Origin of the sequence: Streptomyces tanashiensis (assembly GCF_014648895.1) — a bacterium.
GTDB classification, from domain to species: Bacteria; Actinomycetota; Actinomycetes; order Streptomycetales; family Streptomycetaceae; genus Streptomyces; species Streptomyces tanashiensis.
Map to the genome: position 1 here is coordinate 86,496 of NZ_BMRZ01000008.1, position 14,570 is coordinate 101,065.

The following is a 14,570-nucleotide window of genomic DNA, read 5'->3' on the forward strand; positions in this document are numbered from 1 at the left end:
ATACTGGTAGCGATGGAGTGGTTCACCGCACCCGACCAGTGGCTGAGCCGGATCGTCTTCCAGCGGGGCCTCGCCGGGCTGTACTGCGTGGCGTTCCTTTCGGCAGCCCTCCAGTTCCGGGCGCTGATCGGTGAGCGCGGCATGCTCCCCGTACCGGAGTACGTGCGCAGGACCCGCCCGCGCAGCACCCCCTCGCTCTTCCACTGGCGCTACTCCGACCGCCTCTTCGCGACCGTCTCCTGGTCCGGCGCCGCCCTCGCGCTCGCGCTCGTCGCGGGCGCCGGGGACGCCGTGCCGCTGCCGGTCTCGATGCTGCTCTGGCTGGTGCTGTGGGCGCTGTACCTGTCGATCGTGAACGTGGGACAGACCTGGTACTCCTTCGGCTGGGAGTCACTGCTCCTGGAGACGGGTCTCCTCGCCGTCTTCCTCGGCAACGACGACACCGGACCACCCGTCCTCGTCCTGTTCCTGCTGCGGTGGCTGCTCTTCCGGGTCGAGTTCGGCGCCGGACTCATCAAGATCCGCGGCGATCCCTGCTGGCGGAACCTGACCTGCCTCTACCACCACCACGAGACCCAGCCGATGCCCGGCCCGCTGAGCTGGTTCTTCCACCATCTGCCGCGCCCGCTGCACCGGGCCGAGGTCGCCGCCAACCACGTCGTCCAGCTGCTCGTGCCGTTCCTGCTCTTCACCCCGCAGCCGGTGGCCACGGTCGCGGCCTGCCTGATGGTGGCGACCCAGCTGTGGCTGGTGCTCTCCGGCAACTTCGCCTGGCTGAACTGGCTCACGATCGTGCTCGCGCTCTCCGTCGTGGACGCCTCCCCGCTCACCGGCGAGCACCCGCAGCCGGATCCGCCGCTCTGGTACGTGGTCGTGGTCGTCGCGGTGACCGCCCTCGTCCTGGTCCGCAGCTACCGCCCGGCGCGCAACCTGCTCTCCAAGCACCAGGCGATGAACCGCTCCTACGACCCGTACCACCTGGTCAACAGCTACGGCGCGTTCGGCACCGTCGGGCGGATCCGGGACGAGATCGTCGTCGAGGGCACCGACGACCCTGTGCCGCACGCGGGCACGGTGTGGCGGGAGTACGGCTTCAAGGGCAAGCCGGGCGATCCGCGCCGGCTGCCCCGCCAGTTCGCCCCGTACCACCTGCGGCTCGACTGGCTGATGTGGTTCGCCGCGCTCTCCCCCGGGTACGCGCGCGAGTGGTTCGGGCCCTTCGTCGAGCGGCTGCTCGACGGCGACCGGGACACCCTGCGGCTGCTCGCCCACAATCCGTTCCCGGACGCGCCGCCGGCCCTCGTCCGCGCCCGGCTCTACCGCTACCGGTACACGACCTGGCACGAGCTCCGGACGACCGGGGCCTGGTGGCACCGGACGCTGGTACGGGAGTACCTGCCGCCGATCCGCCTGCGGGAACCCACGGACACCGCCCGCTGAACGCGCCGGTGCCCCCGGACCGCGAACGGCCGGGGGCACCCGGGGTGAAACGAGGGGATCAGTCGATGCCGGGCAGGATGTGGGGCTCGGCGAGGTCCTCCTCGTAGCCCGCGAGCCGGATCGGAGCCGCGTGGGCCCACACTTCCAGGCTGCCCAGTTCGCCGTTCCGGCGCGGCCGGTCCTTGGGTTCGGCCGGTCGCGGTTCCTGCTTCGTCAGTTCGGGTGTCACCGCGCACTCCTTTGTGTCGCGTACCTGTGGGACAAGTGCCGGTTCGGTCGCGGTGGCGCCGTTCTTGGCGGGACCGCGGCCTTGGTGGCAGGCCTGTCCCAGGAAGGCCGTGAGGAAGTTGTGTGTCCTCGGTGGCCGTCCGTGTGCCTCACATTAACCAAATGAGCACGTCCGCGCTCTACCGGGCTCCAAAGTGTGATGCGATCGAGTGAACGGAGCCGAAAGAGCGCCCCACCGGGCCGGTGGAGCGCTCTTGTCAGGACTGCGGAAACGGCTGTACGGGGGCTCGTCCGGAACCACGGAGGCCCGTCGTACGGAAGGCCTACCAGTTGGCGGGGGCGTAGTCCTTCAGGAAGCAGCCGTAGAGGTCCTCGCCGGCCTCACCGCGCACGACCGGGTCGTACACCCGGGCCGCGCCGTCGACCAGGTCGAGCGGGGCGTGGAAACCGGCCTCCGCGAGGCGCAGCTTGTCGTAGTGGGGACGCTCGTCGGTGATCCAGCCCGTGTCGACCGAGGTCATGAGAATGCCGTCGCTCTCGAACATCTCCTGGCCGCTGGTCCGCGTCACCATGTTCATCGCGGCCTTCGCGGCATTGGTGTTCGGGTGGCCGGCGCCCTTGTAGCCGCGGCTGAAGACACCCTCCATCGCCGACACGTTCACGACGTAGGCACGGCCGCTGGCCGCCTTCTTCGCCGCCTCGGCCATCGACGCCCTCAGCTTGCTGATGAGGATGAACGGGGCGGTGTAGTTGCAGAGCTGGGTCTCCAGGAGCTCCACCGGGGAGATCTGCTCGATGCTCTGCACCCAGGTGTTGGTCTCGACGACGTCGGGCACGAGGCCGCCCGCGTCGATGGCGGTGCCGTCGAGGTGCCGGGCGATGCTGGCGTTGCCCGCGACCAGGGCCAGGTCGGCGACCTGCTGGGCCTCCAGGTCGCGCACGCCGGCGGGAAGCTCGGACGATCCGACGAGCTCGCCGACCGCGCCGGAGTTGAACGCGCCGATGACGTGGTGGGCGGGGAGCTCACCGGCCGGCAGCGGGGCGCTCTCGCCCTCGACGAGGGCGGAGTAGGCGGAGGGCAGGCGGCGCACGGTCTGCGTCGCGTTGTTGATGAGGATGTCCAGCGGACCGGCCTCGGCCATCTGGTCCGCGAGCGCCACGGCCTGCGCGGGGTCGCGCAGGTCGATGCCGACGACCTCCAGGCGGTGCATCCAGTCCGCGGAGTCCTCCATCGCCTTGAAGCGGCGGATGGCGTCCTTGGGGAAGCGGGTGGTGATGGTGGTGTGGGCACCGTCGCGCAGCAGCCGCAGCGCGATGTACATGCCGATCTTGGCCCGGCCGCCGGTGAGCAGCGCGCGCTTGCCGGTGAGGTCGGCGCCGGCGTCGCGCTTGGCCCGGTTCAGCGCCGCGCACGGCTGGCAGAGCTGGTGGTAGAAGTAGTCGACCTCGACGAACCGCGTCTTGCAGACGTAGCAGGAGCGCGGACGCTGGAGTATCCCCGCGATCCGGCCCTCCTCGGTGACGGAGCTGGGCAGCAGCCCCTCGGTCTCGTCGTCGATGCGCTGGGCGGAACCGGTGGCCGTGGCCTCGGTGACCGCCTTGTCGTTGGCGGTCTTCGCGGCCCGGCGCTCCTGGCGGCGGCGCTGCTTCACGGTCCGGTAGATCCCGGCGGTCGCGCGGCGGACGGCGATCGCGTCCGGGTGGTCGACCTCGATCTTGTCGAGCTCGTCGAGGACGCTCAGGCAGACGGCCAGGCGCTCGGGGTCGATACCCGGCCCGTAGTCCTGGAATTCTTCGGTCACCGTCATGGCCTTCGGGTTCCTCGTTCGCTCGTACGTCGCCGTTCGCGGGCTTTCAAAGACCCAACTTTACGGAGCGGGGGGCCGCGCCTCCAAACCCGTTCGGGGTGCGTGGTCGAAGACACAGTCGCCGCACAGCCCGCCGCCCGGGCAGCGGTAGTAGAGGCAGCAGCTGGTCCGGCGCAGCCGGGGGCCGCGGACCGTCCCGGCGAGGTCCGGGTGGTCCAGGAGTCCGGAGACCAGGACGGCGGCCCGCTCGGCTGCCTCCGGCCGCCCCTGGGCGCGCGCCCAGCGGGTCAGCTCGCGCAGGGCGCCGGCGAGGGCCGAGCCGGCGTTGCCCCACAGGAGACGCGGGGAGATGTTCCCGTCGCGGCGCAGTGCCGCGTGGAGCGGGACGAGATGGGCCTCCTGGACGGCCGCCCGCAGCTCGTCCACGGTCCCGGGGCGGGTGGCGGAGCCGGCCCACCACAGGTCGTCGGGCGAGGTCAGCGCCCCGTCCCAGTGCAGCTCGGCGGGGTCGAGGTCCGGGAAGCGGCCGTGGAGCGCGGCGGGGCCGAGGGCGGTGGACCAGAGCCGGGCGGCGAGCCCGAGGTGGGCGACGGAGGCCCCCACGCGCCGCTCGGGTGCGCCGAGCCGGGCGGCGACGCGGTCCACGCGCGCGGTGAGAGGCCCGTCCTCCCCCGCGTACAGGCGGGCGAGCGGCCGGTGCGCGCCGCCGGCCGGCGGTGTGCCGGTGCGCAGGGCGAAGAAGCCGCCCGGCGATCCGCCGTCGTCGCTCGCGCCGAGATCCATGCGCACGCCCCCCGCCCCGGAGTCCTGTGGTCGGCTCCCACCGTAACTTCTCCGAAGTCTCCCGAAATCTCTTCCCGGACTCTTCCGGAGCCGCTCCGAGATGATCGGAAAGCCTGCTTTGCACCCGTTCCGACCTGCACGGGTGTACATCCGGAGGCGTATGCGCGGGGCGTGTACTGCGTCGGTGGTACCCGCGAAGACGTCCCCTGGTACGACGACGCGGACCGCCGGGAAGAGAGATCGTGGAAGGTATGAGTCCACTCATGCTGTCCGTCGCCCTGGCCCTGGCCTCCGCGGTCGCCTACGCGGCCGCGGCGATCGTGCAGGAGCGCGTCGCGGCCTCCGCCGCGGGTCCGCGCTACGCGCCGCTGCGCAGCCCGGCCTGGTGGGTGTCCGTCCTGCTGAACGGTATCGGCGCGACGCTGCACGTCGCCGCCCTGGCGTACGGGCCGCTCAGCCTGGTCCAGCCGCTGGGTGCGCTCACGATCGTCTTCGCGCTGCCCATGGCGGCCCTGTTCGTCGGCCGCAGGGCCGGGCGGCGGGCCTGGCGCGGCGCGCTGATGGCCACGGTGGGTCTCGCCGGGCTGCTGAGCCTCACGAGCGGCGCCGAGGCCCGGTCGCTCTCCGACGGGGAGCGGTGGCTGCTCGCGGGGGCCACGTTCGCCGCGGTGGCGGTCCTGTTCACGGCCGCGCGCGTGGTCGGCCGGTCCGTGCTGCGCAGCGTCGTGCTCGCCGCGGCGGCGGGCGTCGCCTTCGGCATGGCCTCGGTCCTCACGAAGTCGGTGGCCGAGGAGTGGACGTCCACGGCCCCGCTCGCCGAGTGGACGGGGCTGCTCGTGCTCTCCGCGTTCGCGGTGACCGGCCTGCTGCTGTCCCAGGCCTCGTACCGGGGTGCGGGGCTCGCCGCCCCGCTGGCCACCGTCACGGTGGTGAACCCGGTGGTCGCCGCCGCGGTGGGCGTGACGCTCTTCGGCGAGAGCTTCCGCTACGGCGCGGCGGGCACCGTCGCCGCGCTGATCTGCGGCGCGGTCGCGGCGGGCGGCCTCGTCCAGCTCACGCTCGACCGCATGACGGCCTCGCCGGAGTCGCTGTCGGTGTCATCGGCCTCGTCGTCCGACTCGACGATCGCGTCAGACGGAGACTCCCCGCGCCCTGAGGTAGGCCAGGGGGTCGATGTCGGATCCGTACCCGGGACCCGTCCGAATCTCGAAGTGGAGGTGCGGTCCCGAGCTGTTGCCGGTCGATCCTGAGCGCGCGATGCGCTGTCCGGCGTGCACCCGCTGGCCCTCGCGGACGGTGAGCGCGGAGAGGTGCGCGTACTGGCTGTAGCGGCCGTCGTCGTGACGCAGGACGATCTGGTAGCCGTACGCACCGCCCCACCCGGCGGAGACGACCCGGCCGCCGGCGACGGCCTTGACCGAGGTGCCGGTGGGCACGGGGAAGTCGACTCCGGTGTGGTAGCCGCTGGACCAGGAGGAACCGCGGGTGCCGTAGCGGGTGCCGATGTCCGCGGAGACGGGCGCGGAGTAGCCGGCCTCGGAAGGCCGGGTGGCCGGCTTGGGCGCGGGCCTGGGCGCGGGCTTGTGGCTCGCCTGGGTACGGGGCTTGGTGCTCGGCTTGGTGCCCGGCTTCGGGGTGTGCTGGGTGTGCGGCTTGGCGGCGGGCTTCGTGGAGGGGTGGGCGTCGGGCCGGGCCGCGGGGGCCTTGGGGACCACGGCCTCGGGGGGCGTGGCCTTGACCGGCCGGACGGACTTCTCGGCCGCCTTCCCCGCTTCCTTCTCGGCGGCCTTGCCCGCGGTCTTGCCCGCGGTCTTCTCCGGTCTCTCCGGCGTCACCGGCTTCTTCGGCGCCGAGATGCGCAGCGTCAGGCGCTGGCCCGGGTGGATGAGGTCGGGGTCGTCGCCGACGACCGGCCGGTTGGCCTCGTACAGGCGCTGCCAGCCGCCCTTGACGTGCTCCTCGCGGGCGATCTTCGACAGGGAGTCGCCGGGCGCCACCGTGTACATCTCGCGCACGGTGGGCACGGTGGTCGGACTCGCGCTCCGCGCCGTCTGTTCGGGTAAGAGGCGCTGGCCCGGGAGGGAAGCGGTACGGACGGCGTTCCCGCCGCCGGTCGGCTCGGCGGTCGTGACGTCCGGTGCCGCCCCGCCCCGGGCGAGCCCAGCGCGGGGGCCGCAGGAAGGCCAGGCCCCGGGGCCCTGGCCCTTCAGGACGCGCTCGGCGACGGCGATCTGCTGGTCCTTGGAGGCGAGGTCGGCCCGCGGCGCGTAGTGCGTGCCGCCGTACCGCTCCCAGGTGGACTGGCTGAACTGGAGGCCGCCGAAGTAGCCGTTGCCGGTGTTGATGTGCCAGCTGGAGGAGGACTCGCAGGACGCGACCTTCTCCCAGACGTCGAGGGAAGCGGCCTGCGCGGTGCCCGCGCCGATCAGCGGCAGCGCCATTCCGGCGCCTCCCGCCGTGACGGTGAGCGAGGCACGGTTGATCCGGCTCGGCTGGTGGCGGCGGTGACGTCCGGCCATGGGCCCCCCTTGAACACAGCGACAGCCGTCCAAGTTAGGGGTTGCGCACGCTCCGTGACAAGGGCCGGGCGAAAGCTCAAGCTCCTTCTGTCACCTCTGAATTGACCCGGTCACCCGCCGGCGGGACCGGGTTCGGGCTGTGGTTCGGGCGGCGGTACGGGCCCGCCCGGCTGCGGCGCCGGCGGGGGCGACGGATCCGGAGGGACCGGCACCGGGTTGGGCGGGGGCATGGGCGGCGAGGGCACCGGCGGCGGGATCGGCGACGGGGGCAGCGGATCGGGGAAGGGGTGGGTCATCACGGACCTCTCGGTCGACGCGGGCCCCAGGTGCGGGGGCTCCCTCTCCAGGGTGGCCCCGCCGCCACGGCCCCGCCCGCCGGACCCCGCCCTCCGGGTCACCCGGCCCCTCGTGACGGGGCCGGGTGACCGGGCGGTGACGGGCCGCGTTCTCAGATCCGGGTGGGCACGGCGTGCGGGCCGCGCACGGTGTCGCTGCCGGGAACCGGCGCGGACGCGTCGCTCCCGAGTTCCACGATGCGGTTGTCACCGTCGACGTGGACGACGCGCGGCACGAAGCTCCGCGCCTCCGCGTCCTCGACCTGCGCGTAGCTGATGAGGATCACCAGGTCGCCGGGGTGCACGAGGTGGGCGGCGGCGCCGTTGATCCCGATGACGCCGGAGCCGCGCTCGCCCTCGATGACGTAGGTCTCGAGGCGGGCGCCGTTGTCGATGTCGACGATGTGGACCAGCTCACCGGGCAGCAGGTCGGCCGCCTCCATCAGCTCGGCGTCGACGGTGACCGAACCGACGTAGTGCAGGTCGGCCTGGGTCACGGTGGCACGGTGGATCTTCGACTTGAACAGGGTACGCAACACGGAGAAACTCCCGATCTGTCTGCTCCCTGCCTGCTTTCTGCAGGTCAAGGGCGTTCGTCGGAGCGTACAACGAGGCGCGGGGGCGGGCGGGGGGCCGCGGGTGTTGCGGAGCTCACGCCGATCCCGTCCGAGCCGGTCCGTTCCGGGGCCCGGTGCTCTACCGTCGCCTCCATGCGACCTCCGCTGCTGCACCGGCGCTGCCCCGAACTGGCCGGCTCGCTCCCCTTTCTCCGGCTGGGTGCGGCGCCCACCCCCGTGCGGCCGCTCCCCGGGCCGGGCACGCGGGCCGAGCTGTGGGTCAAGGACGAGAGCGGGTACGGCGACGGCGGCTGGGGCGGCAACAAGGTCCGCAAACTGGAGTGGCTGCTGCCGGAGGCCCGCCGGCGCGGCGCGAGGACCCTCCTCACGGTCGGGGGCCTCGGGACCAACTGGGGCCTCGCCGCCGCGCGGTACGCACGGGGGCAGGGCCTGGAGGTCGCCCTCGGTCTGATCGACCACCCGGTCGACGAGCACGTGCGGGCCCAGCTGGAGCGGCTGCGCTCCTCCGGTGCCTCGCTGCACTTCCTCCACACCAAGGCCAGGCTGATCCTGGCCGCGCCCTGGCTCTTCGCCCGGCACGCCCACGGCCTCTCCCTGCCGTACTACCTGCCGGCGGGCGGCTCCTCGCCGCTCGGCACGCTCGGTGCCGTCGAGATCGCGCTGGAGCTGGGCGCCCAGGTCGAGGCCGGTGAGCTGCCGGAGCCGGCGTGGCTGGTCACCGCCGTCGGATCCGGCGGCACCACCGCGGGACTTGCCCTCGGACTGCGGCTCGCCGGGCTGCGCACCCGTGTGCTCGGCATCGTGGTCAACGACACCCTGAGGCTGGACTCCCGCTCCCTCCTCAGGACGGCCCGCCGCTCCGCGGCCCTGCTCCGGGCCCGCGGCGCCGACGTGACCGGTGCCGTACCCGCCGCCGACGCGATCTGCGTCGAGACGGGCTGGCTGGGGGACGGCTACGCCCACCCCACCGCCGCCGGCGATCAGGCCCTCGACCGCGCCTCGGCGCAGGCGGGTCTGACCCTGGAGCGCACCTACACCGCCAAGGCGTTCGCCGCCCTGCTCGACCTCGACGCGGCCGGGGGCCTGAGTGGCGGCCCGGTGGTGTTTCTGCAGACCCACGGACCGCGCTGACGCGATGTCAGGGCAGGGGCGGCCGGCACGCCGTGGCGGCGGCCCCGGTGGATCCGGGGCCGCCGCGACGTGGACCGCGGTGCTACGGCAGGGTCCAGCGCTGGTTGGCGCCGCCGTTGCACGTCCAGATGACCAGCTGGGTGCCGTCCGTGGTACTGGCGGCCGGGTCGTCGAGGCAGAGGCCGGACTGGACGCCCTTCAGGGTGCCGTCGGCCTGCGGGGTCCACTGCTGGTTGCCGCCGCCGTGGCAGGTCCACAGGCCGACGAGGGTGCCGTCGCTCGTACCCTGGCCGACCACGTCCAGGCACTTGCCGCCCTGCAGGAGCCGGCCGTTGTCCCAGGTCCAGGTCTGCCCGGGGTCGGTGTCGTCGCAGCTCCGGATGACGGCCCGGGCGCCGTCGGCGGCGAGGCACGTGCCGGACACGCCCGAGGGGACCGGGCCGGTGAACGAGCCGCCTCCGGTGCCGGGGGTGAGGGCGAACCCGTCGAACTGCTGCGTCTGGTACCCGGTCACGGCCAGGCCGGCCATGCCGGACGTGAACGAGTGGTCGGTGACGGTGCCGACCGTCCGCCCGTCGATCGCGGCGGTCAGGGTCGAGCCCTGCAGGGTGAGGGCCATGCGGTGCCAGGTGTTCAGGCCGGGCGCGGTGACCGTGCCGGAGGCCAGGGTGGTGGAGTTCCAGGCGAGGTCGGTCTTGAGGATCGCCCAGTCACCGGTGTCGCTGAGGCGCAGGTGGTAGGCGTTGAGGCCGTTGTTGTTGCGCGCCTGCTGGTTGACGCGGCCGAGGACCTCGGTGGAGCCGGCCTGCTCGAACAGGGTGTCCGCGCTGACGGTGTAGTTCACCCAGCTGCTGTCACCGACGATCGAGTAGGGCATGTTGTTCGACTCGTCGGTCCAGCGGATCGGGGAGACCGGAGCCATCTGGCGCAGACACGCGGCGGTGCGGCCGCCGCCGCAGGGCACGGTCTGGAAGGCGCCGTTCATGTCGGAGAAGTACTTCGGTGACGGCGTCGCGGCGGGCTTGTCGAAGTCGTCGGCGTACGGGAGGTTCAGCGGCGCGGGTGCCGGCGGGGTGGTGGCGCCCTTGCCCTGGCCGGTGGTGGTGGTCACCGTGTAGACGCGGCCGGGCTGGAGGGTGAGGGTGTACGTGCCGCCGACCGGCTTGACGTCCGGCTGCCGGACGAAGTCGTCGGAGGGGTCGGCGGTCGACAGGTCGGTCGCCCAGACGTGCACCCGCCCGGTGGACAGGCCGCCGGTGACCGTGAACGTCGCGGTCTGCGGCACGGTGGCGTCCACGGTCTCGATGACCGTGGAGTAGTCGCCGCCCTTCGGCGACCTCAGCGCGACATAGCTGCCGTTGGCCCGGTCGCCGCCCAGGTAGCCGACGGCCGAGTCGAGGTACGTCCAGCCGGGCCGGGTGAACTGGGTGGTGTGCGCCGTGACCCAGGTGGTCCGGCCGACGGAGTAGTTGCCGGACCAGGGCTGCGCGGCGAGCGAGAGACCGTCGGTGGAGAAGTAGAGGTTCTGGTAGAGCGCGGCGACGACCGGCCAGTTCATGTACGACGTCATCCGGCCGTCGATGTAGTCGCGGTTGATCGCGCGGGCCACCGCCGGGGCGCCGGCGTTGTGGTCCTGGGAGCCGCTCTCGCTGGCCCAGATCGGCTTGCCGAGGGCCTTCGCGGCCGCGGTGCTGTCGCAGGTGGCCATCGCGCCGAGGTAGCCGCAGGGGTAGTGCATGCCGAGGACGTCGATGGCGGAACGGAGCTCCGGGTCGCCGGCCATCTCCGTGGCGAGGTCCCAGTCGTAGCTGTCCGCCGCGACGACCTTGGTCTTCGCGTGGCCGCCGGCGACCAGCGTCTTCTTGAGCTTCTTGTACCAGGCGGCGTCGTACTCGCGCTCGTTCCAGCCGCCGATGTAGTCGATCGGCAGGTGGTGACGGGCGGCGCAGTCGAACCAGCCCATGATGTAGTCGAGCATGTCCTGGGACCAGAAGTACGGCTTCCCGGGCGAGGGGTTGGCGGGGTCGTCGACGCCGATCCAGCCGGGCGCGCCCCAGGCGAGGCCGTAGAGCTTGATGTCGGGGTTACGGGCCTTGGCCTGCTCGGCCAGCCACCATTCGTAGCCCTGGCCGCAGTCGACCACGCCCCGGGTGTGCTGGTAGCTGGCCTCGGCGCCGTCGGTGGAGTTGGTGTCGCCGCCTATCTCGATCTTGAGCGACTGGAGGGCGGCGCCGTATCCGGGCTTGAAGAGGTAGTCGAGGAGCTGGCTGCGCTGCGGCTCGGGATAGTCGATCAGCAGACGGGAGTTGCCGCCTCCGCCGCTGGCGGCGCCGACACCGTCGAAGACCCGGCCGGTCTTGGCGCCGTCCACGGTGATCCGGGTGCCCGCCGGGGGCGCGGCGGCATCGGCGGGGGTGGCCGCGGGTCCGGCGACGAGTCCGGTGAACAGGAGGAGCGAGGCGGCGAGTGCCGCTCTTCTGAGGATGCGTCCAGGGGTGGTCAGGACACGGAGGGGCCCGTGCATGAAGAAGCCTTTCGTCCGAGGCCGGGAAACGATGTGCCGCGCACCTCTGCCGAGCGGGTGGGTGGGCGGATCACACGACTGTCACTCAAAATCAAACAGATTCGACCGCATCCGAACGTTAGAGTGCGAGGCATCGATGGTCAATGGTTCGTCCCGCGCTTTTCCGTCGCGTGATTCCGCTCGCCCACTCGGACCGTGATTCCGGTCGCCCACCCGGGCCTGACGGTGATTACTCCGCCGCCGATTGCCGATCGAGAACCAGGGAAATGGATTTCCGGGTGGTGCGGAGTTTCCTGAGCACGCTCGCCACGTGGTTCTCGACGGTCCTCGGGGAGAGCCGCAGCGTGGTGGCGATGTGCTGGTTGGTGGCGCGGGCCGCCAGCAGTTCGGCCACCTGCCGCTCGCGGGGCGAGAGCCGGTCGCCGTAGCCCCGGCGGCCGGGCGAGGGCGCACGGGAGAGCCCGAGGTCGTGCGTCAGCCGCCGGCAGCGGCGCAGGTCGCCGTCGGCTCCCAGCCGGGCATAGCCGTCCACGGCCTCGGCAAGGACGGCCGCCGCCTCGGGCCGGTCCGCGCGGGCCAGGGCGGCCCCGTTCCGCTCCGCGGCGCGGGCGGCGTCATAGGGCCGGCCGATGCTCCGCCACGCCCGCCGCGCGGCGGCGAAGTGCTCGGCCGCGGAACCGGGCTCGGCGTCGAGCAGCAGCAGACCCCGGGCGAGGTGCAGTTCGGCGTCGGCGGCCGGGGCGTCCAGGCCGCGCAGTGCCTGTTCCGCGTCGGCGGCGAGGCCTTCCGCGAAGGCACGGTCCCCGCAGGCCAGCGCGGCTTCGACCGCCGCCGGGACCAGTCCGCTCGCCTTCGGCCACGTGGCGCCGCGGCGCAGCAGGGCGGCGGCCGGGACGGCCGCGGCCATCGCCTCCTGCGGCGCGCCCTGGGCGAGGAGCACCGAGGCGAGGCCGGCGGCGGTGCGCAGGGCCACCGAAGCGGTGGGACGGTGCGCCGCCGGTGCCTCCGTCCGGGCGAAGTGGTGCAGCGCGTGTCCGCCGCGCCCGCGCGCCTGGGACAGCAGGCCCAGGGCGAGCGACCGCTCGGCGTCGGGCCGCGCGAGACCGGGACAGCCCGCGGCGAGGGTGTCGACGGTCAGCGAGTCGAAGCGTTCGGGCAGGCCGTCCCAGCGGCCGGCGAGGAGGTCGAGGCGGAGCCGGCCGGCCTGGCCGTGGAGGGCGAGCACCGGGGTGTCGGTGAGTTCGGCCAGGCGGACGCTCTCGGCGAGCAGCCCGGCCGCGCGGAGGTCGTGTCCGAGCGCCGTGGCGCTGTCGCCCGCGTCGCCCAGGGCTCGCGCGGTCCGCCTGCGGGCTGCGATGTCCGCGCCGTCGCGCGGGAGCCGGTCGAGCAGGGGCCAGGCGGACGGATCGCCCCGCCCGCAGCGGAGGGTGAGCCGCGCCATGGGCACGGCCGCGCGGGCGCCGGTGTCGGGGCTGCCGTCGAGTGCCGTCTCGGCCCGTTCGAGCCATGTCCCGGACCGGTCGGGGGGTTCGGCCTCGTCCAGGGCCAGGGCGAGCGCGGCGCGGGCGGCCGGTTCCGGGTGGTCGGCGAGGTCCGGTACGGCCGCGCGCAGTTCGGTGATGCCGGCCCGGTCCCCGTCGCGGTCGAGCAGCACCAGCCCCAGGGCGAGCCGGACGGCACCCCGGGCGGCGGCGGGCAGTCCCGGCGGCTCCAGGAGGGTCCGCAGCCGGGCCGTGTCCACCGCACGGCCGAGGCCGTCGCCCGCGAGCCGGGCGAGGGCGAGCGCGGCCCGCTCGTATCGGACCGGGTCCAGGCCGGGCTGGTCGAGGATGCCGCAGAGCAGCGTCACGGCGGCCGCCGGGTCGCCGTCTCCCGCGGCCTCGGCGGCCGCTTCCTCGGCCGCGCCCAGCCACGCGGCCCGCTCTCCGAGGGCCAGCCGGTGGTGGGCGATCCGCGCCCGCGGAGCGGGGGCCGACCGCTCCAGGACCTGGACGGCGCGCCGGTGCAGGCGGAGCCGGCGGGGCAGCGGCACGAGGTCGTACACGGCCCGTGCGGCGAGCGGCTGCCGGACGTCGTAGTGCGGGCCACCGGCCTCGCGGAGCAGGGCGGCGCGCAGGGCCTCGGCCAGCCCGCGTCCGGCGGCGTCGGCATCGAGTCCGGCGACCTCGGCCAGTACCGGCTCCTCGGCGGGACCGGCGAGCACCGCCGCCGCCTCGACGAGCGCGGTGCCCTGCGGGGAGAGCCCGGCGATCCGCTCGGAGACCGCCTCCCGCAGGCCACGGGGTACGGCGGCGGCGCGCAACCGCGCCACCTCGTCCTCGGTCCCGGGCCCACCGGGGGCGGTCCCGCCCAGCAGGGCGAGGTCCTCCTCCACCACCAGCGGCAGGCCCTGGCTGCGCTCGTAGAGCGCCGCGACGAGCGCCCCGGTGACCGGCCTGCCGAGCGCCGCCACTGCCAGCTCCCGGACGTCGGCGAGGGTCAGGGGCCGGAGGCCGATGGTCGTGCCGCCGGTGCCGGGCGGGCGGCGGTAGGCGGAGCCGAGCGGGAGCCGGCCGGGCGGAAGGTCCTCGGTGCGATGGGTGAGGACCAGGCTGAGCTGCTCCGGGAGGTCGCGGGCGAGGAGCAGGAGCAGGTCCCGCGAGGCGTCGTCGGCCCATTGGAGGTCCTCGACGACCAGCACGGCCGGGCCGAGTCCGCGGAGCAGGGCGCGGACGGCCGCGAGCAGCTCGGACGGCCCGGTCCCGTGCGGGCCGGCACCGGTGCTCCCCCGCGGCGGCCGGTCCGCCTTCGTGGCCGGCGGGGCGGCCGCCCGGTGGAGGACGGTGTCGCCGAGCGAGGGCTCGGCCTTGTCGAGGGCATCGGTCAGCGGCCCGTACGGGGAGGGCTCGCGCAGCGGGTGACAGAAGCCGGTGAGGACCGGGCGGCCCTCGGCACGCAACACGGAGGCCGCCTCGGCGACCAGTCGTGATTTGCCGGCGCCCGCCTCGCCTTCGACCAGCGCCACCGCCGGAGGCCTGCGGATCGTGTCGAGCAGACGGCCCAGCTCGGGGCCGCGGCCGACGTGGGGGTACGCACCGGCTCCGGCGATCTCCTCCGGAGTGGGTGGTCGCGCCATGTGTCCGCCTCTCCGCCCTCGGTGTCAGGTGATCCACCCTCGGCCACGGGACTCCAGAAAAACCATCCGTATGTCCTCGACTCCGGGTACTCAATCAATGAATTCGAAT

At 73.7% G+C, this 14,570-nt stretch carries 10 protein-coding genes; 3 read left to right on the plus strand and 7 right to left on the minus strand.

The annotated features are described in order from the left end of the window. Nucleotides 1-12 precede the first annotated feature (12 nt). A complete protein-coding gene (locus tag IE237_RS23625; protein WP_189804097.1) occupies nucleotides 13-1,440 on the plus strand; it encodes a lipase maturation factor family protein in 1,428 nt (475 codons plus the stop codon). A 58-nt stretch (nucleotides 1,441-1,498) separates the two neighbouring features. Here IE237_RS23625 and IE237_RS23630 read toward each other — a convergent pair whose 3' ends face one another. The 3 genes from IE237_RS23630 to IE237_RS23640 form a co-directional block, all read right to left on the minus strand. Next, nucleotides 1,499-1,669, minus strand: a complete 171-nt coding sequence (locus tag IE237_RS23630; protein ID WP_189804098.1) for a hypothetical protein — start codon at nucleotides 1,667-1,669, stop codon at nucleotides 1,499-1,501. A 322-nt stretch (nucleotides 1,670-1,991) separates the two neighbouring features. Continuing rightward, complete coding sequence (locus IE237_RS23635; protein ID WP_189804099.1) at nucleotides 1,992-3,476, minus strand: SDR family NAD(P)-dependent oxidoreductase; 1,485 nt, start codon at nucleotides 3,474-3,476, stop codon at nucleotides 1,992-1,994. Between the two features lie 60 nt (nucleotides 3,477-3,536). Then, entirely contained in the window at nucleotides 3,537-4,259 is a 723-nt protein-coding gene (locus IE237_RS23640; RefSeq protein ID WP_189804272.1) for a (2Fe-2S)-binding protein, read from the minus strand. A 251-nt stretch (nucleotides 4,260-4,510) separates the two neighbouring features. On the opposite strand from IE237_RS23640, the gene IE237_RS23645 reads away from it, so the two are divergent. Then, the gene (locus IE237_RS23645; RefSeq protein WP_189804100.1) at nucleotides 4,511-5,509 is read left to right on the plus strand and encodes a DMT family transporter; all 999 of its coding nucleotides are present in this window, start codon (nucleotides 4,511-4,513) and stop codon (nucleotides 5,507-5,509) included. Here the strand turns inward: IE237_RS23645 and IE237_RS23650 are convergent. Both IE237_RS23650 and panD read right to left on the minus strand, forming a co-directional pair. After that, complete coding sequence (locus IE237_RS23650) at nucleotides 5,390-6,778, minus strand: transglycosylase family protein (protein WP_189804101.1); 1,389 nt, start codon at nucleotides 6,776-6,778, stop codon at nucleotides 5,390-5,392. The two genes, IE237_RS23645 and IE237_RS23650, sit on opposite strands and share 120 nt — an antisense overlap. A 448-nt stretch (nucleotides 6,779-7,226) precedes the next feature. Beyond that, nucleotides 7,227-7,652, minus strand: a complete 426-nt coding sequence (gene panD / locus IE237_RS23655; RefSeq protein WP_189804102.1) for an aspartate 1-decarboxylase — start codon at nucleotides 7,650-7,652, stop codon at nucleotides 7,227-7,229. Between the two features lie 171 nt (nucleotides 7,653-7,823). Between panD and IE237_RS23660 the strand changes: the two genes are divergently transcribed. Next, a complete protein-coding gene (locus IE237_RS23660; protein WP_189804103.1) occupies nucleotides 7,824-8,822 on the plus strand; it encodes a 1-aminocyclopropane-1-carboxylate deaminase/D-cysteine desulfhydrase in 999 nt (332 codons plus the stop codon). 82 nt (nucleotides 8,823-8,904) lie between these two features. On the opposite strand, the gene IE237_RS23665 is transcribed toward IE237_RS23660, so the two are convergent. Both IE237_RS23665 and IE237_RS23670 read right to left on the minus strand, forming a co-directional pair. Continuing rightward, the gene (locus IE237_RS23665) at nucleotides 8,905-11,346 is read right to left on the minus strand and encodes a ricin-type beta-trefoil lectin domain protein (RefSeq protein ID WP_189804104.1); all 2,442 of its coding nucleotides are present in this window, start codon (nucleotides 11,344-11,346) and stop codon (nucleotides 8,905-8,907) included. Nucleotides 11,347-11,575: 229 nt separating this feature from the next. After that, complete coding sequence (locus IE237_RS23670) at nucleotides 11,576-14,461, minus strand: AAA family ATPase (RefSeq protein ID WP_189804105.1); 2,886 nt, start codon at nucleotides 14,459-14,461, stop codon at nucleotides 11,576-11,578. Between the last annotated feature and the right edge of the window lie 109 nt (nucleotides 14,462-14,570).

Excerpts from the sequence above, each read along its gene's own strand:
- IE237_RS23635 (WP_189804099.1), bottom strand. The coding sequence starts at position 3,476 with ATGACGGTGACCGAAGAATTCCAGGACTACGGGCCGGGTATCGACCCC.
- IE237_RS23645 (WP_189804100.1), top strand. The coding sequence starts at position 4,511 with ATGAGTCCACTCATGCTGTCCGTCGCCCTGGCCCTGGCCTCCGCGGTC.
- IE237_RS23660 (WP_189804103.1), top strand. The coding sequence starts at position 7,824 with ATGCGACCTCCGCTGCTGCACCGGCGCTGCCCCGAACTGGCCGGCTCG.
- IE237_RS23650 (WP_189804101.1), bottom strand. The coding sequence starts at position 6,778 with ATGGCCGGACGTCACCGCCGCCACCAGCCGAGCCGGATCAACCGTGCC.
- IE237_RS23625 (WP_189804097.1), top strand. The coding sequence starts at position 13 with ATGGAGTGGTTCACCGCACCCGACCAGTGGCTGAGCCGGATCGTCTTC.
- IE237_RS23640 (WP_189804272.1), bottom strand. The coding sequence starts at position 4,259 with ATGGATCTCGGCGCGAGCGACGACGGCGGATCGCCGGGCGGCTTCTTC.
- IE237_RS23670 (WP_189804105.1), bottom strand. The coding sequence starts at position 14,461 with ATGGCGCGACCACCCACTCCGGAGGAGATCGCCGGAGCCGGTGCGTAC.
- IE237_RS23665 (WP_189804104.1), bottom strand. The coding sequence starts at position 11,346 with ATGCACGGGCCCCTCCGTGTCCTGACCACCCCTGGACGCATCCTCAGA.